This is a genomic window from Flavobacterium sp. (genome assembly GCF_046296355.1).
Taxonomy (GTDB): domain Bacteria; phylum Bacteroidota; class Bacteroidia; order Flavobacteriales; family Flavobacteriaceae; genus Flavobacterium.
Map to the genome: position 1 here is coordinate 39,998 of NZ_JBKBLM010000009.1, position 26,499 is coordinate 66,496.

20 protein-coding genes are annotated in these 26,499 nt (G+C 37.4%); 11 read left to right on the plus strand and 9 right to left on the minus strand.

Annotated elements, in window-relative coordinates:
• Positions 1-260 precede the first annotated feature (260 nt).
• From ACK4HO_RS05905 to ACK4HO_RS05915, 3 genes are all read right to left on the minus strand, one after another.
• On the minus strand, positions 261-791 hold the full coding sequence (locus tag ACK4HO_RS05905; protein WP_409663917.1) for a DUF4136 domain-containing protein: 531 nt from the start codon (positions 789-791) through the stop codon (positions 261-263).
• A 15-nt stretch (positions 792-806) separates the two neighbouring features.
• Positions 807-2,783 carry a urocanate hydratase gene (locus ACK4HO_RS05910; protein ID WP_409663920.1) on the minus strand — a complete coding sequence of 659 codons (1,977 nt, stop codon included), beginning with the start codon at positions 2,781-2,783 and terminating at the stop codon, positions 807-809.
• A gap of 134 nt (positions 2,784-2,917) precedes the next feature.
• On the minus strand, positions 2,918-3,100 hold the full coding sequence (locus ACK4HO_RS05915; protein ID WP_171222182.1) for a DUF5522 domain-containing protein: 183 nt from the start codon (positions 3,098-3,100) through the stop codon (positions 2,918-2,920).
• A 28-nt stretch (positions 3,101-3,128) separates the two neighbouring features.
• Here ACK4HO_RS05915 and ACK4HO_RS05920 point away from each other — a divergent pair, with 28 nt between their 5' ends.
• Positions 3,129-3,455 carry a hypothetical protein gene (locus ACK4HO_RS05920; protein ID WP_409663924.1) on the plus strand — a complete coding sequence of 109 codons (327 nt, stop codon included), beginning with the start codon at positions 3,129-3,131 and terminating at the stop codon, positions 3,453-3,455.
• Here ACK4HO_RS05920 and ACK4HO_RS05925 read toward each other — a convergent pair whose 3' ends face one another.
• Positions 3,456-8,474: a fibronectin type III domain-containing protein gene (locus ACK4HO_RS05925; RefSeq protein ID WP_409663927.1), complete on the minus strand. Its 5,019-nt coding sequence runs from the start codon at positions 8,472-8,474 to the stop codon at positions 3,456-3,458.
• A 324-nt stretch (positions 8,475-8,798) separates the two neighbouring features.
• Here ACK4HO_RS05925 and ACK4HO_RS05930 point away from each other — a divergent pair, with 324 nt between their 5' ends.
• From ACK4HO_RS05930 to hemL, 4 genes are all read left to right on the plus strand, one after another.
• Positions 8,799-10,595: a T9SS type A sorting domain-containing protein gene (locus ACK4HO_RS05930; RefSeq protein WP_409663930.1), complete on the plus strand. Its 1,797-nt coding sequence runs from the start codon at positions 8,799-8,801 to the stop codon at positions 10,593-10,595.
• A 91-nt stretch (positions 10,596-10,686) separates the two neighbouring features.
• The gene (locus ACK4HO_RS05935) at positions 10,687-11,580 is read left to right on the plus strand and encodes a 1-aminocyclopropane-1-carboxylate deaminase/D-cysteine desulfhydrase (protein ID WP_409663988.1); all 894 of its coding nucleotides are present in this window, start codon (positions 10,687-10,689) and stop codon (positions 11,578-11,580) included.
• Positions 11,573-12,475 carry a glucosaminidase domain-containing protein gene (locus ACK4HO_RS05940; RefSeq protein WP_409663933.1) on the plus strand — a complete coding sequence of 301 codons (903 nt, stop codon included), beginning with the start codon at positions 11,573-11,575 and terminating at the stop codon, positions 12,473-12,475. Before ACK4HO_RS05935 ends, ACK4HO_RS05940 begins: the two co-directional genes overlap by 8 nt.
• Before the next feature lie 25 nt (positions 12,476-12,500).
• Complete coding sequence (hemL, locus tag ACK4HO_RS05945; RefSeq protein ID WP_409663936.1) at positions 12,501-13,787, plus strand: glutamate-1-semialdehyde 2,1-aminomutase; 1,287 nt, start codon at positions 12,501-12,503, stop codon at positions 13,785-13,787.
• 52 nt (positions 13,788-13,839) lie between these two features.
• On the opposite strand, the gene ACK4HO_RS05950 is transcribed toward hemL, so the two are convergent.
• The 4 genes from ACK4HO_RS05950 to ACK4HO_RS05965 form a co-directional block, all read right to left on the minus strand.
• Entirely contained in the window at positions 13,840-14,169 is a 330-nt protein-coding gene (locus ACK4HO_RS05950; protein ID WP_409663939.1) for a hypothetical protein, read from the minus strand.
• Positions 14,170-14,237: 68 nt separating this feature from the next.
• Entirely contained in the window at positions 14,238-14,675 is a 438-nt protein-coding gene (locus ACK4HO_RS05955) for a hypothetical protein (protein WP_409663941.1), read from the minus strand.
• A 105-nt stretch (positions 14,676-14,780) separates the two neighbouring features.
• A complete protein-coding gene (gene lysS / locus ACK4HO_RS05960; RefSeq protein ID WP_409663944.1) occupies positions 14,781-16,472 on the minus strand; it encodes a lysine--tRNA ligase in 1,692 nt (563 codons plus the stop codon).
• A gap of 73 nt (positions 16,473-16,545) precedes the next feature.
• Complete coding sequence (locus tag ACK4HO_RS05965) at positions 16,546-16,677, minus strand: hypothetical protein (RefSeq protein ID WP_409663946.1); 132 nt, start codon at positions 16,675-16,677, stop codon at positions 16,546-16,548.
• A 25-nt stretch (positions 16,678-16,702) separates the two neighbouring features.
• On the opposite strand from ACK4HO_RS05965, the gene ACK4HO_RS05970 reads away from it, so the two are divergent.
• Positions 16,703-17,545, plus strand: coding sequence for a hypothetical protein (locus ACK4HO_RS05970; protein WP_409663949.1), 843 nt, complete (start codon positions 16,703-16,705; stop codon positions 17,543-17,545).
• Positions 17,545-18,270, plus strand: coding sequence for a lipoyl(octanoyl) transferase LipB (lipB, locus tag ACK4HO_RS05975; RefSeq protein ID WP_409663952.1), 726 nt, complete (start codon positions 17,545-17,547; stop codon positions 18,268-18,270). The genes ACK4HO_RS05970 and lipB overlap by 1 nt, the downstream gene beginning before the upstream one ends.
• Here the strand turns inward: lipB and ACK4HO_RS05980 are convergent.
• Positions 18,267-18,866, minus strand: a complete 600-nt coding sequence (locus tag ACK4HO_RS05980; protein ID WP_409663955.1) for a ribonuclease HII — start codon at positions 18,864-18,866, stop codon at positions 18,267-18,269. The genes lipB and ACK4HO_RS05980 overlap by 4 nt on opposite strands.
• 187 nt (positions 18,867-19,053) lie before the next feature.
• Between ACK4HO_RS05980 and ACK4HO_RS05985 the strand changes: the two genes are divergently transcribed.
• The 4 genes from ACK4HO_RS05985 to ACK4HO_RS06000 all read left to right on the plus strand — a co-directional run bounded on the left by ACK4HO_RS05985 (position 19,054) and on the right by ACK4HO_RS06000 (position 26,496).
• A complete protein-coding gene (locus ACK4HO_RS05985; protein WP_409663958.1) occupies positions 19,054-22,125 on the plus strand; it encodes a SusC/RagA family TonB-linked outer membrane protein in 3,072 nt (1,023 codons plus the stop codon).
• 20 nt (positions 22,126-22,145) lie between these two features.
• Positions 22,146-23,684 carry a RagB/SusD family nutrient uptake outer membrane protein gene (locus ACK4HO_RS05990; protein WP_409663961.1) on the plus strand — a complete coding sequence of 513 codons (1,539 nt, stop codon included), beginning with the start codon at positions 22,146-22,148 and terminating at the stop codon, positions 23,682-23,684.
• Positions 23,685-23,695: 11 nt separating this feature from the next.
• Positions 23,696-24,511 (plus strand): hypothetical protein, encoded by an 816-nt coding sequence (locus ACK4HO_RS05995; RefSeq protein ID WP_409663964.1) that lies wholly within the window; start codon positions 23,696-23,698, stop codon positions 24,509-24,511.
• Positions 24,512-24,591: 80 nt separating this feature from the next.
• Positions 24,592-26,496, plus strand: a complete 1,905-nt coding sequence (locus tag ACK4HO_RS06000; RefSeq protein WP_409663967.1) for a S8 family serine peptidase — start codon at positions 24,592-24,594, stop codon at positions 26,494-26,496.
• The last annotated feature ends 3 nt before the right edge of the window (positions 26,497-26,499 follow it).

The window sequence follows — 26,499 nt, forward strand, 5'->3', positions numbered from 1 at the left end:
AGTATTTTGTTGTGTTCGTAAATTTACAAATCTTAGGACAAATTAGTGTGATAAAAATCATAAAATGATTTTTGGAATATATTTTCAGGAGCTGTTTCCGGCTTTCCGTTACAATCTTTTATAAACTACCGCGGGTTAAAACCCACGGCAATTCATAAAAGGATTTTCACTGCAATCCGGGCTAGGTTATCTGTAAAAAAAACCGTAACATCTCGGTTACGGTTTATGTCTTAATCTGCCAACTGAACATTGAACACTGACTACTTCTTCTGCGGTGGATATAGCTCTAATATTTTAGTCACAAATTCTTTAATGACTTCGTCTTTTTTATGGGTATCTTTGGTTAAAACGCCTTCGCCTTCACCTTGCCAAATGAGTTCTTTTTTCTTGGCATCAATAATATCGATGTACAAAGTGCCTTCTGTGTGTTTGGAAACAGAAGTATTTCCTCCCCAAAGGTAAGGATTCCAACCCCAACCCCAGCCATAACCCCAACCGGCATTAAATTGGTTCACATTCACTTCTTCTCTTTCTTTGGTGAAAAACGCAATTAATAAATCGGGTGTTTCACTTTTGGAAAATCCTTTAGCGGTCATGGTTTCGTCAATAGAACGAAGAATTCGCTTTTTATCTAAATCAGAAATCTCGGCTTTATCAATTCCGGTTTTGTGAAAAGCATAGGTTTTATAAGCTGTAAAATCTACTTGTTTGTCGTAATCAGAATTGACTCTGACGGAACTACAAGAGGCAAGCAGCAAAATAAAAATCGAAAGAAAGGCAAACTTTTTCATGGCTATATATTTTAGTTACAATAATTTATCATCAACTATATTAGGGATGGTCACTTTCAATAAAGGTTGCGTCTGCATGGCTCTTTTTATGGCAAAAATGGCACCTTCATTTCTGGCCCAACTTCTTCTTGAAATTCCGTTGTTCACATCCCAGAAAAGCATTGATTCTAAGCGTCTTGACGCTGCTTTTGAACCATCAAGAACCATACCAAAACCACCGTTAATTACTTCGCCCCAACCCACGCCACCGCCATTGTGAATGGATACCCAAGTCGCGCCACGGAAACTGTCTCCGATAACGTTGTGAATCGCCATATCGGCAGTAAAACGGGAACCGTCGTAGATGTTGGAAGTTTCTCTGTAAGGCGAATCCGTTCCGGAAACGTCGTGGTGATCTCGACCTAAAATGACATACCCAATTTCGCCGCGGGCAATCGCTTGGTTGAAAGCTTCCGCGATTTTGATTCGGCCTTCAGCATCAGCGTAAAGGATTCTGGCTTGTGAACCTACGACCAATTTATTTTCTTGTGCACCTTTAATCCATTGAATGTTGTCGGCCATTTGTTGCTGGATTTCTTCGGGCGAATTTTGCATCATTTCTTCCAAAACCTCACAGGCAATTTGGTCGGTTTTGGCTAAATCTTCAGGATTTCCAGAAGCGCAAACCCAACGGAATGGTCCGAATCCGTAATCAAAACACATCGGTCCCATAATGTCTTGCACATAACTTGGGTATTTGAAATCGATGTGGTTTTCTGCCATAATATCTGCACCGGCTCGTGAAGCTTCCAGTAAGAAAGCGTTACCATAATCAAAGAAATAAGTTCCTTTAGCGGTGTGTTTGTTAATGGCTGCCGCATGACGACGCAATGTTTTTTGGACTTCTTCCTTAAACTTCTCAGGATTATTCGCCATCAAATCATTGGATTCTTCAAAAGTATAACCGGTTGGATAATAACCTCCGGCCCATGGATTGTGGAGTGAAGTTTGGTCGGAACCCAAATCGATATGCAAATTTTCTTGGTCGAATCGTTCCCAAACGTCAACGACATTTCCGAGATAAGCAATCGATACGACTTCTTTATTTTCTAAAGCAGTTTTAACTCTTGGCACTAAATCTTCTATGTTTTCAATCACTTCGTTAATCCAGCCTTGTGAATGGCGAATGTGGGTAATTTTTGGGTTGACTTCGGCACAAACCGTTACGCAGCCTGCGATGTTTCCGGCTTTGGGTTGTGCTCCGGACATTCCTCCCAATCCTGAAGTTACGAATAAACCGCCTTTTGGTGATTTTTTAATTTTTCGGAAACCGTTTAAAACAGTAATCGTAGTTCCGTGTACGATGCCTTGCGGTCCGATGTACATATAACTTCCGGCCGTCATTTGTCCGTATTGTGAAACGCCTAAGGCATTCATTTTTTCCCAATCGTCCGGTTTGGAATAATTTGGGATTACCATTCCGTTAGTAACTACAACTCTTGGTGCTTCAGTATGTGAGGGAAACAAGCCCATTGGGTGACCGGAATACATGACTAAGGTTTGCTCTTCGGTCATTTCGGCCAAATATTTCATGGTCAATAAGTACTGCGCCCAGTTTTGGAACACCGCTCCATTCCCGCCATAAGTGATTAACTCATGTGGGTGTTGCGCCACAGCGTAATCCAAATTGTTTTGAATCATCAGCATGATAGCTTTTGCTTGCTCGCATTTTCCTGGATAGTCCGAAATTGGTCGGGCGTACATTTTATAATCCGGACGTAGGCGGTACATGTAGATGCGACCGTAGGTTTCCAATTCGGCTTTGAATTCGGGAATTAGAGTGGCGTGATGTTGCGGTTCGAAATAGCGTAAGGCATTTTTCAATGCTAATTTCTTTTCGTCTTCGGATAATATTTCTTTGCGTTTGGGTGCATGATTGATTTCGGGTTCGTAGGGTTTTGGTTGTGGTAAAACCGTTGGGATTCCTTGTAGTATTTGTTGTTGAAAGGTCATATTTTTTAGTTGCTGCGTTTCTAAGTGACTAAGATTCTGAGTTTTTATCTTGTGGTTCAAAGTTGTTGCGTTAGGGATTGGAGCAAGTACCGTGTACTGCGGAAAGCCCGACCTGAAAGGTAACGCCCTAATTTTTATTTCTTTGGCTTAATAGTGCCTGTTTTTTTATCGAATCCGTACGGACAATGACGGCAACCGCTTCGGCAGCAATAGCCGCGTTTTAAGTGGTATTTTTCGGTGAAACATCGGTAACCTTCGGGTGTTAAGTAATAATCTTCGCCTTCGATTAATTTATTTTCATTATTTTGCTCGTTCATAGACGCAAATTTAAAGACTTTATAAGTAATGATACTAATCGTTTCGAAATATTTAATTCCGAAAGGCTACAGAGGATTGACTGTTTTTCCGTTTGTGTTTTTAAAATCTGCGAATAGTAAAAGTGATTTGGTTTTGATTAATCACGAAAAAATTCATTTGCGACAGCAATTGGAGTTGTTGATTTTGCCTTTTTTTCTTTGGTATGGATTGGAGTTTTTGTTAAGACTTTTAAAGTACAAGGACTTGCAAATGGCCTACCGAATGATTTCATTTGAGCAAGAAGCTTATGGAAATGAAAAAGACCTTCACTACATAGAGCAAAGGTCTTTTTGGGATTTTTTAAAATATCTTTAATTAATAAATCACTTTTCTGATTACGGTTTCGCCGGTTTGTAATTTTATTTTCAATAAAAGACCGGCGTTGTTTTTTCTCAAATTGGAGAGGGTAAAGAAATTAGTATTTATGTTATGATAACTGTCTAATTTTTGTCCGAGTATATTGTATACTATGATGGATTCCATTTGAAAACTATTGGAACTTACTGCTACTTCATCTTTTACAATAACATTTACTTGGTTATCACTTGAAAACTCAGGATTGCCTAAGGCGTTGTTGCGATAAACCACTTTAAATCGATTGTTTATGATGCCGTTTTCTGATGTAAATTGATACGGACTTGTTTTCAAATCGTGAGTGATGTTCAGTAAAATATCTGTTAGATAAATATTTTGATTGTTAAGTAATCCGTCAATAGCGGCTAGGGCAATGGAATAATTTCCAGAGGTTGGAATATTTACTCCAATAGGCACTTCGTCATTGATATCAAAAGGCAAAGCTCTACCTTGAATGGAGAATTTGGCATTATCCAATAAGGAATAAATTGCTGTTCCTCCTGTATTTTGCGTTATGCAATCAAAGAAACTGTCATTGCTCATGGTAGCACCTTCAATGTAACCGAACAATGTTCTGTCTGAATTATTGTTGCTATCGATGATATCGAGCCATATTCTGTTTCTCTCTATATTTTCAACATCAATACTGTTGGAGACATTGGAATTGGACAATCGGTAGAAAGTACTGTTACTGTAGGTGTTGCTTCTTAAACTGTTGGTGAAAGTAATGTTGTCTGTAGCAGCTGTACCATCAACCATTTGCACAAAAAAGCCTTGACCTGAACCGATAAACAAATCAGAACCCGCAGCTGGACAGCAACTGGTGCCGGTGAAATTATAGGTTAAATAATCTCCAGGGCTGTAGTTGTAAATAAAAGTGTTGTAAAACGGACTAGCAATAATGGCCGGTAAAGTGCCGTGTGTCCACAATTTAACATTCCCCATGATTTTGGTGTTGTTGTCAAATAAAAATTGGCTGGCTCTAATGGCTGAAGGATACGGGTTGCCTAATAAATTCCAATTGTCGCTGTAATTTGTGATTTCTGCACCATTAGTTCCATAGTGAAGCGCTGTATTGGTGTCACTTCCACGGGCAATGGGTACAGTGATATTTCCATTGTTAGGTACGCCGTTAAAAGTAGCGTTAAAAGGTGTAGCGACTGTTGAGCTGAAAGTACTTGGTCCACTGGCTATATATCCTTTTCCGGCACTCATAGTGTCACCTGCTGCGTTTTCCCAATTCCCTTGTCCGCCATTAGTATTGGCAACGGTTGTGTTCCATTTGTACATCGCCCAAAAAGATAGCGGAGTAGCAATACTACTTAAACTATAATTGGCTACGGGTGAAGACCAATAAACGTAATCTAAACTTCTAATCAAGGCATCACGTTTGTAAATTATGTTTCCGGTATTGGAAACATTGTTTATTTGGACCAAACTTCCGCTGTTATTGATTGTAAAAGTTCCTGTTGTGGCTACATTTACCCAATCAGTAACGGTAAGGCTGTTGCTTGAATTTATAGTTAATGTAGCGCCATTTAGAACAGATAATGTTCCGGCTAAAGCATTATAATCTGTTCCTGAGATTACGGGATTATTAGAAGTGATAGGAATGATTACACAATCAGCACTATTGGGGATGGCAGTGTTGGGAGTCCAATTGTTTGATTTGTTCCAATCATTGTCTACTGAACCGTTCCAAACTTTACTGGCGCCAACAGTGACGGTAGTTTCATCGGTTATTTTTAAAGTAGAGCCGCCACAAAGTGTGTAGGTTACTTCCGCGGTATAAGTTGTAGTGGTGGTTGGGCAAATGTTTAAAGTATTACTTGTCCCAACAACCGTTCCGCTCGTTCCGGAACCTTGGTACCATTTTACGGAAGCAATTGATGTTCCGGATGGCGTAAATCTCCACGCCTCATTGGTAGTTGTCCAGTTTGTGTCTAGTCCGTTTCTGTTTGGGGCAACTACAGCTTGTGTTCCTGTTGCGTTTTGAATACCAACTATTGCATTTCCGCTATTCCAAGTAGCACAAACATTTTTTTCTTCAATATAGACTTCAATGATATTAGTATTTTCATACAGTACAATCATTCCGGTATACAATTGGGCATTACAACTGGAAGAGAACATCGGAATATCATTCCATGAAGCGACAAGTGCTCTACAGCCGGAAGTTAAAGTGATTAGTTCCCAGCCAACTTCACCACCTTTGCTTGGGTCAATATCATGGTATACTCCAAAAATAGTGTTTAAGAATAAGGTATTGTTCGGAAGATTGTTAGCAAATGACCATCCGCTATAACCACCAGGTGTGTTATTGGTAAGGTCAAAAGTGATTGTGCCGTTTGAACCTATTAAACATTGACTATAATTAGTTCCGTAAAAACAGAAATTAAAAGGCAATGAAACGGTTGGAGACCAAACATCATCCACATTGATACTAACAGAGTTTTGCAAACAACTAAATTGGTAGGGAGGATTGTAAGTAATTGGCTGAACGGTATAATTGGTGGTTTGATTTAATTGCAAATAGGTCGCTTCTAAATCAACGCAAGTTGAAGAAATACAGGCGTTAATCGGATTAGGGTCGGCACCGCTCATTCCTAAACCTCCTGCAACTATAACCGGACAGTTATCACTTGCTCCTCCGGCTCCTGAACCACCGGTACAAGGAATATTTGAAGTTACACAAATATTGAAAGTGCCTTGACCTGAAGTACTACTATAACTATATACTCTTACATAGTAAGTATTTCCAATGGTTAATCCCGTTAAAACGGTTGATTCGTTTGAAGAGATGGTGTCGTCAACGCAATCTAAACTTACCAAAGAGCCACAATTTCCGCTGAAGGCTTGTATTACCGTGTCAGATAAACTCGTAGGTGTTGCCGTTAGGGTATGAGAATTTGTTGTAGCAACAAAGCTATACCATACATCATCGTCAGCAGTTCCTACACAACCGGCTTGAGATTGTGTAGCGCCTAATGTGGTTCCAGCGGTGTTACTAGTGCAAGTAGTAGAAGGATTGACAGTTAAAGAAACTGCTCCGCTACAATTGTCATTGGCAGGAGGTGTCACCGGACAGTTCAAAATGAAACTTACATTTCCGCCTGCTGAACTTTCAGGATCCAATAAAAGATAATATTGTACTCCGGCAGTTAAAGTGAAATAAGGACTGTTTGCGGCACCTGAAATGTCATCAATACAGTTCCAGCCCGAGCTATTACAACCTGAAGACACTGGTTTGAATTGGTAATCAATGTAGGCAAAAGAACTAGTTTGAGCAATAGAATAATTTCCGGTTGTTGTAGGAGTGAATGTGTAAATTTGTTCTTGTCCTGAAGTTGTCCAACCGCAAGATGAAGTTCCATAGGCTCCAATTCCGGCTGCGATTGTAGTATTCGTAGTTGAACCACAAGCAGCAATATTAGGAATGGAAGCACAAGGGTTAAAAGGCGTGGTACAAGTTCTGGAAATTGTAAATGTTCCTGTGGTTGTATCACCTGATAACCAATAGGCTATATAAACATAGTAAGTAACTCCTAGTGTTGCTGTAAAACTATAGGTCTCTGTTCCATTTATGGCACTGTCTTGACAAGCAATGTTGGTTAAAGAACCGCAAGAACCACTTGATATTGACAATTCAGCATCGAAGCTAGTAGTTGTTACAGATATTGTATTTAAGTTTCCGTCTCCTGTAAAAGTATACCATTTGCCATAATTACTCATGGTACAGCCGGTGTTATGGGCATAATTTGTACTGCCGACGGTAGTTCCTGCAAGATTTGTTGTTCCGCAGTTAAGTGTTGTTGCATTGGAGCATGGATTGCCTGCGCTAGTGGTAACATTCCCGGTTACATAAGCACTATTGCATCCATTACTGGCAAGAATTCGGTAGTAGTAAATCGTTGAAGCGTTTAATCCGGTTAGGCTTAAAGTAGCTGTTGGTGCCGAAATTGAAAAAGGTGAACCTGAAACATTAGTTGTGAAACCGGCATCAGTGGTGACTTGTACTGAATAAGTAATTGCACTTGCAGAACCGCCAGTTGGAGCTGTCCAATTCAAAGTAAATGCACCCGAAGTTATACCGGCGGTGGCTACTGAGTTTGGTATGGCCGGACAAGTAACAGCATTGCCGGTCAAAGCGCCCGAAGCGTTGTAAACCGGTCCGCCAGTACAGGATGTATTGTTATAGGCGTAAATAAAATAATAATATTGCGTATTTCCTGTAAGTCCAGTGTCGGTGATTGTTGTTGATGAGCCAGATTGGATAAATGTCAAACCAGAGCCTAATGTAGCAATGTTAGCAGCCGAATAAATAGTGCCATCAACAGGTTGGGATGGCGGTGTATTAGTTAAGGAACGAATGACCAAAAAGCCATTCGCAGTACCCGAAAAGGTTGCCGGAACCGTTGTTGAAGTGACTGTGCCCAAAGTAAATCCCGAAGCTTGAGCTGCTGGAGAGACACAAGGTGAAGTCGCTGTAACGCATATACTGTTAAGAACCATATTACTCGAACCCACATTTACCACTTTTATGTAATAAATTCCATTGCTTAAAGTTTGGGTTATAGTTTCAATTTGTGCGCCGTTTGAATTGGTTGCATTTGCACAATTAATTTGAGATAAACCGGCACAAGAAGAGGTCGAAGAAATTAATTGTAAAAAAAGATTTCTATTATTTGCATCAGCTGTTATGGTCATATTTAAAGGTCCACCGGCTACTGTAAAAGTAAACCATCCCTCTCTTGCAAAAGTGCCGGGACAAGTTCCTATATTAGGGGTGTCTTGTATTTGGTCAGAAATTGTCACACCTGTTACGCAACTGCCATTAATTGTTAAAGCAGTTGCATTTGAACAACTAGTTCCTTGTGCTTGTAAATCATTGGTTATTAATAAAATGACACAACAAGAAAAGGCAAAAAATGCTTTCCAAAGACGAGAATTAAAATTTATGGTTGGGTAATTATTTGTCATTTACAGTTAAAGAATAAAATAAGTGTAGTGGTTTTAACATAGTGCAAAATAACAATTATTTCTAAATAGTCTTTAAAAAGCCATTAAAATCTAATAAATTAACAAACTAATTGTGATAATTCTGAGTGATTTAAAGTAAAGTGTAAAAAAACAACAATTGAGACGGTGGAATAATTTAGTTCTCCATATCTTTCCAATTGACTAGCAATTTGTGGTTCACAGGTCACTATTTGTCAAAAAGAGGCATATATATTCTTGACGTTCAGTGTTTTTTAAAAAAAAGTTATATCTTAGTGCTTGTTAAGTGTTTAAGATAATGATATTATGAAGAAGTTAATATGTATGACCATTTTATTGGTTAGTTTTACCTCCTTGGCCCAACTTTATGTTAGTCCGAATAGCTATGTTTTTGTTAAAGAGCAATATGTCTTTGTCACTCAAGATATAAATCTTGAGAATAGCGGTAATCTTTTTTTAAGAAACGAAGGTCAGCTTTTGCAAGGAACAGCGGGAGTGTCAACCAATAAAGGTGAAGGTGTTTTGTCAGTTCTTCAAGAAGGAACTTCTGATAATTATGATTACAATTATTGGTGTTCTCCGGTCGGAAATGCCTCAGCTGCAACCGGAAATGAAAATTTCGGTATCACTATGATTCAACTCCCTTCGTCAGTTATCAATAGCTCGCCTGCTACTATGCTTTCTTCGAGTTATGACGGATTGTCAAGCAATGGTTCGCTGTCAATAGCTACCTATTGGATTTGGAAATTTTTAGCCGGTGCCGACTATTCTGAATGGATACAGTCAGCTGATAATACGGATATCGCTGCCGGACAAGGTTTTACCATGAAAGGAACCAATGGAACAGATACAACAAATATTGGAGAAACCACAGTAAATAATCCTGGTGGCGCTCAGCGATATGATTTTAGAGGGAAACCCAATGATGGAAATATCACCGTAAATGTTGTTACCGATAATTTAACGCTAACCGGTAATCCATACCCATCAGCGTTACATGTCAATGCCTTTTTATTAGATCCTAGTAATACCGATTGCACCGGAATTGCTTACTATTGGGAACACGATAAAACAGTAGATTCTCATTTGTTATTGGCTTATCGCGGCGGCTATGGAACTTATGCACCAATTAGTACTAGCCTAACAGAATACGGTGTTTATGTGCCGGCTACATTTGATTCTTTTAATATTGACGGTACTATAAATACTGTTGGTGCTTCTTCAGGATTGTCTATTCAAAGAAAATATGCACCTATCGGTCAAGGTTTTATGGTGAAAGGTAAAGCCAGTGGAAGTCCGGTTGCAGTTACCTTGAAAAACAGTCACAGAGCGTTCTACAAAGAATCCGACCTTTATTCTGAATTTGAAAGAAATGCTAATAATCAAACAGAGTCTACTCAAAATCCTACAGCAAATCCAGTAGCTCAAATTCGTCTGAATACCATAATGAACAACCAATTTACCCGCCAAATTGCGTTGGTTTTATTGCCAACGGCAACTGACGGAATTGACTGGGGAATTGATGCCAAATCACCGGTTGATGATGCTATTCCCAATGATGTTTATTTCTTTTTAGATAGTGACAAATATGTTATCCAAGGATTGAGTTTTGACATTGAAAAGAGAATTCCGGTTGGAATAAAAGCTACAGATAACGCCACTTTTAAATTTGACGCTTCTATGGTTGTAAATTTCGATGAATCGCAGTCAATCTTTATGTATGATGCCCAAGACAATAGCTATCATGACATTAAAAACAGTACTTATGAAGTGGCTTTGTCCTCCGGAGTTTATAACAATCGATTTGAAATCACCTTCAAAGATGCCAATTTAAACAGTCAGACCGATATCAAATCTGACTTGGTTATTTTCCAAAATAATACTTCGCAAACGCTTACTGTTTCTAATCCCAATTCATTGGATTTAAAGTCGGTTAAGCTTTTTGATATCACCGGAAAACAAATTTTTGACAAACAAAGATTAGGAGTGCAAAACGCCTATGAATTTTCCACTAGCGGTATGGCAGAAGCAGTTTATTTAGTTGAGGTTGTAACCAATGACAATAGGAAAATGGCACAGAAAATCATAGTTTCTAACCATTAGGAAACAAGTTAAGAGCGATTTTTAAATCGCTTTTTTTTATCCCAAGACTTTAGCGTTTCGTACCTTTGCCAAAAGCCTTTTTTTGAAAAGCATTAATCAAAAAATCGAAATTGAAAATTCTGATATCACGCTATATCTCAAGCGCGAAGATTTGTTGCATCCTTATATTTCAGGAAATAAGTACAGAAAATTGAAGTACAATTTAGCAAAAGCCAAGGAAGAAAAAAAAACTACTTTATTGACTTTTGGCGGAGCTTTTTCAAATCATATTTTAGCTGTAGCAGCCGCCGGAAAAGAAAACGGTTTCCGAACTATTGGTGTCATAAGAGGAGAAGAGTTGCATGACAAGATTATAGAAAATCCCACTTTACAAAAAGCTCAGGATTTCGGAATGGTTTTTGAGTTTGTTTCAAGAGAGGTGTACCGAGATAAAACCAGTGCCCATTTTATAAAGAAGTTAGAAGCCCAATACGGAAATTTCTATCTCCTGCCCGAAGGTGGAACCAATGATTTAGCCATAAAAGGCTGTGAAGAAATTTTAACCAAAGCGGATGAAAGCTTTGATTATATCTGCTGTGCTGTAGGAACCGGCGGTACGATTTCGGGCGTTATTAATTGTTCAAAACATAGTCAACAAGTTTTAGGATTTCCTGCTTTGAAAGGCGACTTTTTAAAAGAAGATATTTGTAAATTTGTTCAGAATCAAAACTGGGAATTGGTGACCGAATATCATTTTGGCGGTTATGCTAAAGTGACGCCGGAATTAGTTTGCTTTATAAACGATTTTTATCAAAAATATCAAATTCCATTAGACCCAATTTATACCGGAAAAATGGTTTATGGTGTTTTTGATTTGATTAAAAAAGAGTGGTTTCCCAAAGGGTCAAAAATATTGCTCATTCACACCGGCGGATTGCAGGGAATTGCTGGAATGAATCAGTTGTTAAAACAGAAAAACCAAATCGAAATAAATACCTATGATTAAGAAACTTTTTTTATTGCTGCTTATGATTTTTGTGGCTTCTTGTGGTTCTAACCAATCAGTAGTCAGAACATCTCAACCCGATCCCAGAAAAACAACAACTCCAGTTACACAAAGAGTCAAAAAGCCCATTTTAAGACCCAATCAGCCCAAAAAGCCTGAAGCAGTTGTGCAAGCAACTACCACTTCTTCAACGCAAAACAACGCTTCATCAAGTGAGATTTTAGAAGCCACAACCCGAGTTAAGGTTACAACTGAAATGGTTTTGGCCTATATCGAAAAATATAAAAGTCTGGCCAAAGAAAATATGCTCAAAACCGGAATTCCGGCTAGTGTAACTTTGGGGCAAGCCATTTTAGAATCCGGAGCAGGAACAGGTCCGCTTAGTATGCAAGCCAATAATCATTTCGGAATCAAATGCCACAAGGAATGGACAGGACCAAGCATTAAATATACCGATGATGAGGAAAACGAATGCTTTAGAAAATATGATGACCCAAGTGGTTCTTTCCGTGACCATTCTTATTTTTTAACGAGTCGTCCGAGATATGCCGAGCTATTTCAGTTCGGGAAAGATGATTATAAAAGTTGGGCATACGGTTTAAAAGCCGCCGGTTATGCAACCGATCCTAAATACCCTGAAAAATTAATCGGATTGATTGAACGTTACCAATTGGCTAAATATGATGCCGAAGTTTTGGGGAAAAACTATGTTCCGGTTGTTATTGCCAAAAAAGAGATTGCCTATACTGGAGGTGCAGAAAAATATACCGTTGTCAAAGGAGATACGCTATATTCACTGTCAAAAAAGTTCAATATTTCGATAGAAGAGTTAAAACGAAAAAATAATTTAACAGATAATTCTTTGTCTTTGGGGCAAATGATTATCGTTAAGTAGATTCAAAATAAAATTACCTTAAAACATGATTTATCAAAGAAGCAGTCAGTTGTTTGCTGAAGCTGAAAAAGTAATTCCCGGTGGAGTAAATTCTCCGGTAAGAGCATTCAAAGGAGTAGGAGGAACACCCATTTTTGCCAAAAGCGCCAAAGGTGCTTACCTTTATGACGAAGACGACAACCGATTGATTGACTATATCAATTCTTGGGGACCCATGATTTTAGGGCATGCTTTTCAGCCGGTAGTGGATGCCGTAATTGAAAAAGCCCAAAAGGGAACTTCCTTTGGAATGCCGACCGAATTGGAAACTAATATAGCACAACTAGCCATTTCTATGGTGCCGAATATAGATAAAATTCGCTTTGTGAATTCTGGAACCGAAGCTTGTATGAGCGCTATTCGTCTCGCCAGAGGTTATACTAAAAGAGATAAAATCATCAAATTTTCGGGTTGTTATCACGGTCATTCGGATTCTTTTTTGATTGCAGCAGGAAGCGGTTTGAGTACATTTGGCGTGCCAAATAGTCCCGGAGTTACCCAAGGAACGGCGAAAGATACTTTGTTAGCCAATTATAACGATATTGAAAATGTAAAGGCTTTATTCGAAGCCAATAAAAACGAAATTGCCGCCATTATCATAGAACCTGTTGCCGGAAACATGGGTTGTGTTCCACCAAAAGACGGTTTCTTGCAATCGCTTCGGGAAGTTTGTGATGCCAATGGCACCTTATTGATTTTTGACGAAGTAATGACCGGATTTCGTTTGGCCAAAGGCGGAGCACAAGAATTATACGGAGTAACCGCTGATATAGCCTGCTTCGGAAAAGTAATTGGTGGCGGATTACCAGTTGGCGCTTTTGCAGCAAGAAACGAAATCATGAATTATTTGGCGCCACTAGGTCCGGTTTACCAAGCCGGAACTTTATCGGGAAATCCTTTAGCGATGGCTGCCGGATTGGCGATGTTGGAAGCACTAAATAACGATTCGGATATCTTTAAAAGACTGGAAGAGAAAACGGCCTATTTGCACAAAGGAATAGACAAAGTTTTAAAGGACAATGATATTGTTTTTACGATTAATAGAGTAGGCTCAATGATTTCTGTTCATTTTGATGCGAACCCTGTGGTCGATTTTCAAACCGCCAAAAATGGTGACAACGAAACGTTTAAGAAATTTTTCCACGGATTGTTAAACGAAGGAGTTTATATTGCGCCTTCAGCCTACGAAACTTGGTTCATAACAGATGCACTCTCTTATGAAGATTTAGACTTTACAATTAATGCGGTCAACAAAGTAGCCCAAACGTTATAAATTAAAAAAGTCCTTTCGTTTAGAGAGGACTTTTTTATTTTTGAGACTAACCTTAGTTAATTAACTTCTTAAGTAAATCAGGATTTTTATCTAATTTTTCCATTTGTACACCATCCAATGAAGCTCTGATTTTGGCTTCTATCACTCTATTTAACTCAGCTTTTCTTTCAGTAGATAAAGTTTTGTCTTCAAGTGTTTTGTATTTTAGTTCAAACAGTCTGTAAAAATCTTCGCTTTGAGTTGCGCTTAATCCTAAAAACTGGGTTAACTCAGTAGCATCTTTTCTTCCTTTTTCAGAAGCAGTCAATTCTTTTTGGTCTTGTGCATTTGCATTTATTGAAAATGCTAACATTAATGTTAAAGCAGCAATTAATTTTTTCATTTTTTAGATTTTTAGAAGGATAATGACTCCAAAACTAATTTATTTTGGCGTAATCTCAAAATTTATTTTTATTTATCCTCTTTAATTGGTTCCAATTTGCCTTTCCCTCTTCGTTCGATCATTCTTTCTTTGACCTTTGCTTTCTTTTCTTCGCGGCTTTTTTCCCATTTGGCAAATTGATCAGGCGTCAGAATTTTTTTCATATCAGAAGTTAAAGCAGCTTGTTGTTCTTTGGCTTCAGCCAATCTCTCTGCTTTCACTTGTTCCTTTTTCTTGTCCATTTCGGCTTTTTTTGCTTCCCTTTTTTCAACCTCTTTGGTTACAATGGTGCGAACTTCTTTGGCTTGCTTTTCATTCAAATCCAAATCCTTAGTCATTCTTTTTACTTGAAAATCTACTTTTTGTTCTTTAGTCAATTTTTCTCTTTCCGGTTTTCTTTCTCTTTTTTCTTGTGCCAAAGCTGTTATGCTTACAAACAACAATAAGGCTAAAAATACGTTCTTCATTTTTTGATTTTTTAAATTTATACCCATAGGACGACTTCAAATCTAAAAGGTTTAAAGCTTAACAAAACTTTATAAAAAAAGGAACTCATTCGAGCTCCTTTAGTATTAATTCAAAACTACCGTTTTGTTATCTCCGTCAACGACTACTTTGGTCATGCCGTGTTTGGCTAAACCTTTCATCGCGGCATCCCATTTTTTACCGCTCAATTGGGATTGCTCTTTTAATTGTCCCAGTGGTTGGTTGTTTTCAGTTTTCAGTAAACCAATAATTAATTTTTCATCTTCACTTAAATCCAATTGTTTTTTCTCCGGACGCATCTGCGGGAAGAAAAGCACTTCCTGAATCGAAGCATTATTTGTCAAGAACATGATCAATCGGTCCATGCCAATTCCCATTCCTGAAGTTGGTGGCATTCCATATTCTAATGCTCTTAAAAAGTCCTCGTCAATAATTCCGTTTGCTTCATCATCACCTTTTTCTGCTAGAGCCATTTGATTTTCAAAACGGCCGCGTTGATCAATCGGATCGTTTAATTCCGAATAGGCGTTGGCGATTTCTTTTCCGCAAACCATCAACTCAAAACGTTCGGTTAATTCAGGATTGTCGCGGTGTTCTTTACAAAGCGGCGACATTTCTTTTGGATAATCCGTAATAAACGTTGGTTGGATAAAATTACCTTCACATTTGGCACCAAAAATCTCATCGATTAATTTGCCTTTCCCCATCGTTTCATCTACTTCAATTCCCATTCCTCTGGCTGCCGCAAAAATTTCCGCTTCACTTTTTCCCGAAATATCAAAACCGGTAAATTGCTTGATAGCATCAGTCATCGTTACACGAGCATAAGGCGCTTTGAAATTAACTTTGTGTTCGCCAAAAATGGCTTCTGTAGTTCCGTTGACTTCATTGGCACAATACTCCAATAAGTTTTCGGCAAACTCCATCATCCAATTGTAATCTTTATACGAAACATAGATTTCCATGGCAGTAAATTCCGGATTGTGCGTTCTGTCCATGCCTTCATTTCTGAAGTTTTTCGAGAATTCATAAACACCGTCAAATCCACCTACAATTAATCTTTTCAAATACAATTCGTTGGCAATCCTCATATATAAAGGAATGTCCAAACTATTGTGATGCGTAATAAACGGACGCGCCGCAGCACCACCGGCAATCGATTGCAATACCGGAGTTTCTACTTCCATATAACCGGCAGTGTTGAAAAAGTTTCGCATCGCCGTGAATAATTTGGTTCTTTTGATAAACACTTCTTTCACTTGCGGATTTACGACTAAATCCACATAACGCATTCTGTATCGCAATTCTGCATCGTTAAAAGCATCGTGAACGTTTCCTTCTTCATCTTTTTTAGGTAACGGTAACGGACGCAAAGTTTTGCTTAAGAAAGTAAACTTGTCTACACGTACCGATTTTTCGCCTACTTTGGTTAAAAACAATTCGCCTTCAATGCCTATGAAATCACCTAAATCAGTTAATTTTCTGAAGACTTGGGTGTATAAAGTCTTGTCTTCACCCGGACAAAGAACGTCACGGTTAAAATACAACTGAATTCTGCCTTCGCTGTCTTGCAACTCCACAAAGGAAGCTTTTCCCATGTCTCTGTCACTCATCATTCGGCCGGCCAAAACAACCTTCTTACCTTCTTCAAAGTTTTCCTTAACCTGCTTTGACGTGTGGTCGACGGGAAATAAATCCGCCGGATAAGGGTTAATACCTAATTCGCGCAAAGCGTTTAGTTTTTCTCTTCTGATGATTTCTTGTTCCGAAAGTTGCATATCGTATTGTATTTAAGCGTGCAAAGATAGGGATAAGTGGCAAAGTTTCAAAGTCTCAAAGTAGCAAAGTGTTTTATTTTTGGAGCGAATGTTTCGGGCTTTGTTTGTAATCCATTTTCCCGCTTTCCGCTACAATAACTTTGTCAAAGTTCAAAACTTTGACAAAGTTGATTTCCGCTACAATCGGGGCTAATTGGCAAATCATTTGTATATTTGGCAAAATTAATTTTATGAAGTATTTCAAACTTTTACTTGTTGGCGTGGCAGTTTTTTGTTTTCAAAGCTGTAAAATAACCGAGACTTTATTGTTCAATGAAGATGGTTCGGGAAAATTCAATTATGAAATGGATGCGTCTCCGTTAATGGAAATGGGCGCAGGTGATTTCGGTGCTTCTGATGACAATAAGTCAAAAAAGAAAAAAAGAAAAGGCGCTGAAGTCCGAGAAAAGAAAATGATTGACAGTACTTTTACCTTTAAGGATGTGTTTGCTGATAAGCAAGACAGTATAGCAAAACTCTCTCCTGAAGAGCAAGAAAAGTTCAGAAAAATGGAAAACTTTGGCATAAGAATTTTAATGAATGAAAAAGCCAAACAAATGTCGTATTCACTCTTCTCAAATTTCAAAACCATTGAGGAATTAAAAGACATGACTTCTCCGGTAAAAACACTAAAGGAATCCGGAATTGCTCCTAATAAAGGAATGACAGATGCGGTCAAAGCAGAGGCGCAAGAAAGTTCGTCAACGTCTTATTTTTACGATGGAAAAATATTTAGAAAAACAGTTTCTGAGCTGGAATTAAAAGAGACTTTAGAACAAGTTAAGGAAGAAGATACAACGCTTTCGACTGAGGGAGATGAAAACCAAGAATTGGATCAGGTAGCAGAGGCCATGAAAGAGCTGTTGGGGAAATCGAGTTATCGGGTAGTGTATAATTTTGCCAAACCTGTAAAAAAGGTTTCCATCCCGAACGCAGTGTTGAGTGAAGACAAGAAAACAGTAACAATTGATTATCTTTTTGAAGATTACATGAAAAAGCCAAAGTCATTAGATATTGAAATTGAGTTCGAGTAATGAATAAAAATATACAGCTCCAAGATTTAGGCAATAAAGATTACAAGGCAACTTGGGATTACCAAGAAGCACTTTTCAAAGAGATTGTCGATATCAAAATACAAAAAAGAAGCAATCCGGATTTGGTAACACCTAATCATTTTCTTTTTGTAGAGCATCCGCATGTTTATACGTTAGGAAAAAGTGGCGACTTGTCTAATTTATTGCTTTCTGAAAAGCAATTAAAAGCCAAAGGTGCGACTTTTTATAAAATCAATCGGGGTGGCGATATAACCTATCATGGTCCGGGACAAATTGTAGGCTATCCTATATTGGATTTAGAAAATTTCTTTACCGACATTCATAAGTATTTGCGTTTTTTGGAAGAAGTAATTATTCTCACTTTAGCAGAGTATAATATAATAGGTACAAGAAGCGAAGGGGAAACAGGTGTTTGGCTTGATGTTGGAACGCCATTCGCAAGAAAAATTTGTGCCATGGGTGTTAGAGCGAGTCGTTGGGTAACCATGCATGGTTTTGCTTTGAATGTCAATGCCAATTTAGGTTATTTCGATAATATCATTCCGTGTGGTATTAAAGGCAAAGCGGTAACGTCAATGCATGTCGAACTCGGAAGCCAAATCGACGAAGAGCAAGTAAAACAAAAAATCATCAAGCATTTTCAGACGCTTTTTGAAGCACAAATGATAACTTCTGAAATTAAGAATTCTCAAGCAGTACTCTAAAATTCTAACTTTAATTGTTCAGGCAATAATCTAAAGGACATTCGGTGGTATTTAGTTACGCCGTATTTTCTAATTGCTTCTCTATGTTCTAAGGTTGGATAGCCTTTGTTTTTTTTCCAGTTGTACATTGGGAATTCTTCATGAATTTTGTTCATATACTCATCACGATAGGTTTTGGCCAAAACCGAAGCGGCAGCAATACTCAAATATTTGCTATCACCTTTAATAATAGTGGAGAAAGGAATATCATTAACCGGTTTAAATCGGTTTCCGTCTACTATAATGTAATTAGGTGTAGGATTTAGCTTGAGGATTGATTCCTGCATGGCTCTTATGGAAGCGTTCAGCACATTGATTTCATCAACCACGGAATGATCAAGATGCGTAACGCTGTAACTGATGGCTTGTGCTTCAATCAAAGGTTTTAATTGTTCTCTAATCTTTTCAGAAAGTTGTTTGGAGTCATTGAGTAGTTCTAATTTAAAATTTTCCGGCAAGATTACTGCTGCAGCTGTAACAGGACCGGCTAAACAACCTCTTCCGGCCTCGTCTGTCCCGCATTCAAAGCAAAAATCTGAAAACTTATTTCTTAACATTGAATTTTTTTTATAAAAATATTAAAATTGACGCAACCTAATTAAGTATTTGCATCATTATTATAATTAGTTATAAATTTCAGCAAAACATTTAACACTTGTGCAGTTTTATAAATAGCCGTTAATATTTGGTTAATTAAGAAATAATTAAGAAGTTTGCAAAATAACTAACTCAAATAAAATTAATATGAGATCGAAGTTCAAATGGATTTTTACGCTTTTATTGGCGTTTACAATGCAGTTTTCGTTTGCACAAGAGAAAACTGTGACTGGAGTTGTTTCAGACGTAACTGGACCACTTCCTAGTGCAAATATTATTGTTAAAGGGACAAAAAACAGTACCCAAACTGATTTTGACGGAAAATTTTCTATCAAAGCAAAGCAAGGTGATGTTTTAGTAATTTCCTTTACAGGTTACAATTCGCAGTCAATTAACGTTACTGCAGCCAATACCTACAATGTTACCTTATCCGAAGGGGTAAGTTTAACAGAAGTTGTAATTGTTTCTGAGGGGTATAACCGCGCTAGAACAAAAGCTTCAACCACTTCAGCATTAACTACTGTAACTGCTGAGGTAATTGAAAACAGACCAAATGCGTCTTTCTTGAATTCATTACAAGGAACTGCACCTGGAGCTTCAATTTTGTCATCTTCCGGTTCACCGGGTTCTGGTAAGATTGACCTTTTGATTAGAGGAGCTTCTTCATTAAATGCGTCAACTGACCCACTTATTGTTATTGATGGAGTGCCTACAAACGGTAATCAATTTAGAAGTCTTAACCAAAACGATATTGAAACAGTATCTATTTTAAGAGATGCTGCCGCTACTTCTATTTACGGAAATAGAGGTGCGAATGGTGTTTTGGTAATTACTACTAAACAAGGTAAATACGGTTCGGCTCTTAAAATCACTTATGATGTTGTAAATGGAGTAAACGTACTTCCGAAAAACAAATACAACATGTCAAACTCAAGACAAGCTTTGACTATTGAGAAAAATAAAAACACCGGTCTTGGAGCTACATTAACAGATGCTGAGATTGCTGCCTACAGTACCAATACAAATTGGACAGATGAGTTTTTTGGTGTTGATGTTACCCAACAACACAATTTAGGATTAACTTTTGGTGGAGAAAATATCACCACTTACTCTTCTTTTGGATATTTCAAACAAGGAGGAATGGTTCCGACTACAGATTTCCAAAGATTTACTTTTAGAAATAACTTAAATGGTAAATCTAAAAACGGGAAGTTTACTTATAATACTCAGTTGTCTTTGGCTTACTCAAGAAGAAGTGAGTTAAATCAAGAGACTAACGACGGTGTTAACAATAACACTATCCAGAATCCACTTCACGGAGCAACAATGGGATTACCATATGTTGAAGCAGGTCAGTATGCTACAGGACAAGATTTGTACAATGCTATCGGAACTGATTTTTCCGGACCTAATGATACTTATGTATTGGAAGACATTCTAAAAGATAATAGTTTACCAAGCTGGGCTGATGAAAGTGCAGTTTTGGCAAACATTTCAGCATCATACAAATTGACTAACGATTTAACATTGTCAAATAAATTTGGTATTGATTTTAAACAAAGTGATAGAGTTTTTGCAAGATCACCATGGTCTTATTTAGCAATTGCTGTTAGAGAAAGTAGAGCAGAAGAGTTTGGAGGTTTTGAGAGAATCTCTGCTTCTAAAGACTTTACATTCACTAACATCGCTAGTTTAGGTTATTCTAAAAAAATTAAAGAGAAACACAGAATTGATGCCAATGTGTATATGGAATATATGAAGGCTCATTTTAGATCTTCTTCTCAATTCCAAAATGGTTTGAATTTGTTGACCTATGCTCCTGGTGCAGGAACAGGTTATATTGCTTTCAACCCTGCTACGCCTAACTCTTATATTTCAACAGCTGCTGCTTCTAAAATAGATGCTGGTACATTGTCTTATTTTGCTACTTTAGACTATGATTATAATGATAAATATGGTTTTGCTGCAGTAATCAGAAGAGATGCTACTTACCGTTTTGTTGATGATTACAAATGGGGTACTTTCTGGTCAGTTTCCGGTAGATGGAATGTAGACAAAGAGAAATTTATGGAAGGTTCTATTTTCTCGATGTTAAAATTACGCGCTTCTTACGGTACACAAGGTAACCAAAACATTGTAGCTCCAGGTTATGGAACAAACCCATTACTTTTAGCTACTAGTATTGTAAGAGACTTAAACGCAACTGGTGCCGGGTATAACAATGATCCAGGTATTTTTGTGTCAAATATTGCAAACACTGATTTGAGATGGGAAGAAATTTCTCAAGCTAACATCGGTCTTGATTTCATTATGTTGAACAATAGAATTGAGGGTAATGTTGATGTCTACAGAAAACAAACAGAAAAATTGTATAGCGATATCAATCGTTCTGCTGCTACAAGTATATATTCTCAAAGTGGTAACAATGGTGGATTAAGAAACACAGGAGTTGAGTTACAATTGAAATATAACGTATTCAAAAATAAAGCTCTTGACTTACAGTTGTTTGCTAACATGGCTTACAACAAAAACGAAATCACTTCATTAACGCCAACAGATCAGTCTGGTAGTGCTTTAGTTAACCAAGTTGGTGACATGGCTTACCAATGGAATTTAATTCCTTATGTAGGAGTTAATCAAGCTAATGGTAATTTATTATTCTTAGATGCTGACGGTAACGTTACTGAGAATCCTGATTTAATTGCTGACCGTAGATTAACTGGAAAAAGTTCTGTACCGGTATACCAAGGAGGTTTCGGTTTCAACGCTACTTACAAAGGTTTCTTCTTTAATACTTTGTTCTCTTGGACAAAAGATGTATGGAGAGTTGATAACCAATTATCATGGGCTTATAATGTTGACTTCATTGGTGACGATAACGTTTCTTCAGACATGTTAAATGCTTGGACGGCACAAAACCCAACCAATTTCCCTGCTCTAAATGCTTCAAATGGTTCCACTTACGGATCAACAGCGACAGACAGATTCTTATATGATTCTTCTTTCTTGAGATTTAAAAATTTAACTTTCGGATATAACTTCCCTTCTAATTTCTTAAAAGGAACATTTATTCAAAGTTTACGTTTGTATGCTCAAGCAGAAAATTTATATACTTGGACAAAATGGAGAGGATTTGACCCAGAAAACACTCAAGTGTTAAGTGTTACTGCTTTCCCTAATCCAAAGACTGTTTCCTTTGGTGCTAGCATCAGATTTTAATTTAAATAAAACATAATTTTATGAAAAGTATAAAGAGTTTAATAATAATTTTGGGTTTAATATTCTCGCTATCATCTTGTAATGATGCTACGGATATTGTTCAAGACGGTGAGTTAGGTAATAATATTACCTTCAGAACCGTAAGTGACCTTTCTCAATTCCTTAATGGTTCGGTTTACTCGAGTATAGGGAATACTAATGAAATCATGATTTCAGCATCATTTACTGATGAATGTGGTATCGGACCAAATAACGGTGGTCAAGAATTACAATTGCATCGTTTCAATTTAAACCAAAGTACAGGATATGTATCCGGTTTATGGATTGGTCATTATACAGTAATCAACAGAGCTAACAGATTAATTGAAGCTGCTGAACTTGTAACCCCTGTCGTAAATGACGTAGTGGATGAAACAGCGGAATACAATTCAATCATTGCTGAAGCTAGAGCCATCAGAGCTTACTCTTATTTCCAATTGTTGACTTATTTCTCAACTGATTTATCAGATGATAGTGCTTTGGGAGTAATGTTATTTGACTATGTTCCGGCTATTGACGAGAAATTACCAAGATCTACTAACGGTGAAGTTTTTGCTTTAATTGAAAGTGATTTAGCATACGCGGATGCTAATTTGATTGATCGTACAGGTGCTTCTGCTTACAAATATGCTTCAAAAAACATGACAAATGCTTTGAGAGCCAGAATGTATTTGTACAGAAAAAATTATACACTTGCAAAACAATATGCTCAAGAAGTACTTGATACTTCTGGATTGGGGCTAACTGTAGCAACACCTTATGTGGCTGCTAACTTCTACAATGAAAACACAACCAGTAATCCATACAGAAGAATTTGGGCTGATTTAAGTCAAGGAGAAGTTTTATTTGCACTTTCAAGACCTTCTGGTGGAGGTTGGGGTAACATAGCTGGTAACTTCTTTTTCAACACTACCGCAGCTACAGGTGGAGCATTCTTAGATATGGGAAGAAACTTGTTTAACGAATTACGTGCAGTAAACGGTGATATTCGTGGTCTTGCTTTTGTTGATCCAACATCATTAATTGATACAGGATACTTAACTAATCCTGCGTACAATACTTCTGATGTATTAGTAATTGACAAATACCCAGGAAAACCTACTCAACCTTTGAGAAATGATATCAAAATCTTTAGATTGTCTGAGATGTATTTTATCCTAGCTGAGTGTGCTGTAGCTGAAAACCAATTGGGTGTAGCTGCTGGTTATATCAAAAACATTCGTGATGCTAGAAACAGATTAGCAGCGCAACCATTACCTTCTTATGCTGACCAACAACAAGCTTGGGCTGATATCTTGAAAGAAAGAAGAAAAGAATTGTGTTTTGAAGGTTTCAGATATATTGATATCAAACGTTTAGGAGTTTTAGCCAATCAAAGTATCGACAGAAATATTACTGACGATTTAATTTTAACATTGCCTACGACGATTTCAAATACTGATTACAGATTTACTTTGCCAATTCCTCAAGACGAGATTGCCGGTAATCCTACTATTCAACAAAATCCAGGATATAATTAAAAAAAGAAACTATGAAAAAAATTAAATTATTAAGTTTAGTGACCCTTTTCTCAGCGGTAGCTTTTACAAGCTGTACTGATGACGATAAAGGCGAGCGAGTTTACCAAGGTGATGCTTTGTTAAATTTTCATAACGGTGTTTCGAAAGATGTATTTGTTTTTTCAGGTACAGGTTTCACTGAAATTGACATCGATTATGGTGTAGTTAAAGCTGTTGACGGTACAAATACTGTTTCTATGGTGGTAGATACTGAAACTTCAACTGCTGTTGAAGGTGTTGATTTTGTTATCGTTAATGGAACAGATGAGTTGGCTGATGGTGAAACCACAGGTCAATTTAAAGTAAGATTCCTTGAAGAAGGTGCAGTTCAAACTGGTAAAGTGGTTAATTTCAAGATGTCTTCTTCCTCTTTGGAAAGTGCTGTATTCAACAATACTTACACTGTGAATGTTAGCTTGTCTTGTGAAATTACTTCTTTTGTAGGTGATTTTGATGCAACTTCTTGGTGGTTAGGCACTTCTACTCATACTGTAGCTGTTGGTCCTACCGCTAATACCATACAAATTAATGACTTTTGGGAAGATAATGCTTCAGCACCAAACTTTATTTTGTCATATAACGATTCATTTGTTGTAACATTTGCAGAGCAAAATACGGGTTACTTCGTAGCACAATATAATGGTTATATTTGGGCTAGAATGTCAACTGACGCTTCTCAAATATCTTCTTTCAACCCATGTACCAGAACAATGAAGGTATATGTAAATTACTATATCCCAGGTGTTGGTTCATATGGTAATAAAGAAGAAGTATTTACAGGTATTTAATCTAATAACTGTCTACTAGATATTTAAAAAAAAATCCTAACTTTGTTAGGATTTTTTGATTTAAAAATATATTTTTAGCTATGAAAAATACTATAAAAATTGCCTTTTTACTGATGTTTACTTACACAGTCAGTTTCTCGCAATCTCTTTCTCAAAGACAAGACATTATTAAACAAACGGATGTTGCTGCTTTGAATCTATTATCTGAGTCATTTAACCATGAATACTCACAGAGAAAATTGAGAATAGATACTTATTTATTATCTCATCCTACAGCCAAAAAAGTTTTATACTTAGATGGCGTAAAAAAAGAAATTTATGATGTGATCAATAACTCTGAAGTTCTTTATTACACCACATCTAATTTCAATGCCGCTCGAACCGCTAGAACAGATCGTATGTATTCAGGTGGGAGTTTAGGATTAAATATTCAAGGTCAAGGAATGTATGCTTATGTATGGGATGGTGGTTCTGCCCGAAATACCCATGTTGAATTCCCTAATAGTAAAGTGATTAGTCTTGACGGTTCAGCTTTTGAAGACCACGCTACTCATGTTACCGGAACTATTGTAGCACAAGGAATAACAGCTAACCTAAGAGGTTTGGCCTTTAATGCCAGTGCTTTTTCATTTGATTGGAATAACGATTATACAGAAATGGCAGATCAAGCAGCTAACGGAATGTTAGTATCTAATCACTCTTATTTTATTGGTGCTTCACAAACAACTCCATGGAATTTCGGAGCCTACGATTCAAGAGCGAGACAATTGGATCAAGTTACTTTTGCAGCTCCTTATTACCTAGCCGTTACTTCTGCAGGAAATGACAGAAGTGATTACAACGATCCAATAATTGGACCATATCTGACCGAAAAGTTCGGTTACAACCTAATAAGAGGAATGCATAATGCCAAAAATGTTATCACTGTTGGTGCCGTAAACCAAGTTTTAAATTACTCTGATCCAACTAGTGTTGTGATGTCTTCTTTTAGTAGTTGGGGTCCAACAGATGACGGAAGAATTAAGCCTGAAATCGTAACTAAAGGCGTGTCTGTTAGATCTACTGTTGCTACTTCAGACACCTCTAATAGCGTTATGCAAGGAACTTCTATGGCATCTCCCGGAATTTCAGGAGTTTCGTTGTTGTTGCAACAATATTATCAATCATTATTTGCTAACTACATGAGAGCTGCAACGCTAAAAGGCTTAATGATGCACACCACGGATGAAGCCGGTTCTTATGATGGCCCGGATTATGAATATGGTTGGGGATTGGTAAATGCTGAAGCTGCGTCTACTCTGATTTTAAAACACCAACAACAAAACGCAGTTATTTATGAACTTGAACTTGCCAACGGACAAAGTTATACACTTAATGTGGCTTCATCAGGAACCAATCCATTAATGGCTTCGGTGTCATGGAGCGATCCTGCAGCTGCAGCTAATACTACAAACGCTATTGACCCTACCAATTCCTATTTGGTAAACGATTTAGATTTGAGAGTTTCTAATGGTACAGAGACATATTTTCCTTGGACATTAAATCCGGCAGTGCCTTATGATGGTGCGGTTAGAAATGCAGATAATTTTAGAGATAATTTTGAAAAAGTACAAGTGGATAATCCTAATGGTGTTTACACGATTACTGTTAGTCACAAAGGTACTTTGTCAAACGGACCTCAGAAATATTCTTTGATTGTATCATCGTTAAATGATGTTACGTTGAACAACAACCAATTTTCAGCTGCTGACAGCCAAATCATGGTTTATCCTAACCCGGCATCAAATGTTCTGAATTATGGTAGTCAAAGTTTAGCCGAGATTCAAGAAATTACCATAAGAGAAATTACCGGTAAAGAAATCTATAAAAGAACAAATGCAGCTGCAACAGACGCTATTGACGTTTCTTCTTTGGCAGCTGGAGTTTATTTTATTACTTTCAAATCGGATAACTTAGTAACTACTAAGAAATTTATTAAAGAGTAAACT

Excerpts from the sequence above, each read along its gene's own strand:
- ACK4HO_RS05940 (WP_409663933.1), top strand. The coding sequence starts at position 11,573 with ATGATTAAGAAACTTTTTTTATTGCTGCTTATGATTTTTGTGGCTTCT.
- ACK4HO_RS06000 (WP_409663967.1), top strand. The coding sequence starts at position 24,592 with ATGAAAAATACTATAAAAATTGCCTTTTTACTGATGTTTACTTACACA.
- ACK4HO_RS05915 (WP_171222182.1), bottom strand. The coding sequence starts at position 3,100 with ATGAACGAGCAAAATAATGAAAATAAATTAATCGAAGGCGAAGATTAT.
- ACK4HO_RS05930 (WP_409663930.1), top strand. The coding sequence starts at position 8,799 with ATGAAGAAGTTAATATGTATGACCATTTTATTGGTTAGTTTTACCTCC.
- ACK4HO_RS05995 (WP_409663964.1), top strand. The coding sequence starts at position 23,696 with ATGAAAAAAATTAAATTATTAAGTTTAGTGACCCTTTTCTCAGCGGTA.
- ACK4HO_RS05925 (WP_409663927.1), bottom strand. The coding sequence starts at position 8,474 with ATGACAAATAATTACCCAACCATAAATTTTAATTCTCGTCTTTGGAAA.
- hemL (WP_409663936.1), top strand. The coding sequence starts at position 12,501 with ATGATTTATCAAAGAAGCAGTCAGTTGTTTGCTGAAGCTGAAAAAGTA.
- ACK4HO_RS05920 (WP_409663924.1), top strand. The coding sequence starts at position 3,129 with ATGATACTAATCGTTTCGAAATATTTAATTCCGAAAGGCTACAGAGGA.
- ACK4HO_RS05965 (WP_409663946.1), bottom strand. The coding sequence starts at position 16,677 with ATGATTTGCCAATTAGCCCCGATTGTAGCGGAAATCAACTTTGTCAAA.
- ACK4HO_RS05910 (WP_409663920.1), bottom strand. The coding sequence starts at position 2,783 with ATGACCTTTCAACAACAAATACTACAAGGAATCCCAACGGTTTTACCA.
- ACK4HO_RS05970 (WP_409663949.1), top strand. The coding sequence starts at position 16,703 with ATGAAGTATTTCAAACTTTTACTTGTTGGCGTGGCAGTTTTTTGTTTT.
- lysS (WP_409663944.1), bottom strand. The coding sequence starts at position 16,472 with ATGCAACTTTCGGAACAAGAAATCATCAGAAGAGAAAAACTAAACGCT.
- ACK4HO_RS05990 (WP_409663961.1), top strand. The coding sequence starts at position 22,146 with ATGAAAAGTATAAAGAGTTTAATAATAATTTTGGGTTTAATATTCTCG.
- ACK4HO_RS05950 (WP_409663939.1), bottom strand. The coding sequence starts at position 14,169 with ATGAAAAAATTAATTGCTGCTTTAACATTAATGTTAGCATTTTCAATA.
- ACK4HO_RS05905 (WP_409663917.1), bottom strand. The coding sequence starts at position 791 with ATGAAAAAGTTTGCCTTTCTTTCGATTTTTATTTTGCTGCTTGCCTCT.
- ACK4HO_RS05955 (WP_409663941.1), bottom strand. The coding sequence starts at position 14,675 with ATGAAGAACGTATTTTTAGCCTTATTGTTGTTTGTAAGCATAACAGCT.
- ACK4HO_RS05980 (WP_409663955.1), bottom strand. The coding sequence starts at position 18,866 with ATGTTAAGAAATAAGTTTTCAGATTTTTGCTTTGAATGCGGGACAGAC.
- lipB (WP_409663952.1), top strand. The coding sequence starts at position 17,545 with ATGAATAAAAATATACAGCTCCAAGATTTAGGCAATAAAGATTACAAG.
- ACK4HO_RS05985 (WP_409663958.1), top strand. The coding sequence starts at position 19,054 with ATGAGATCGAAGTTCAAATGGATTTTTACGCTTTTATTGGCGTTTACA.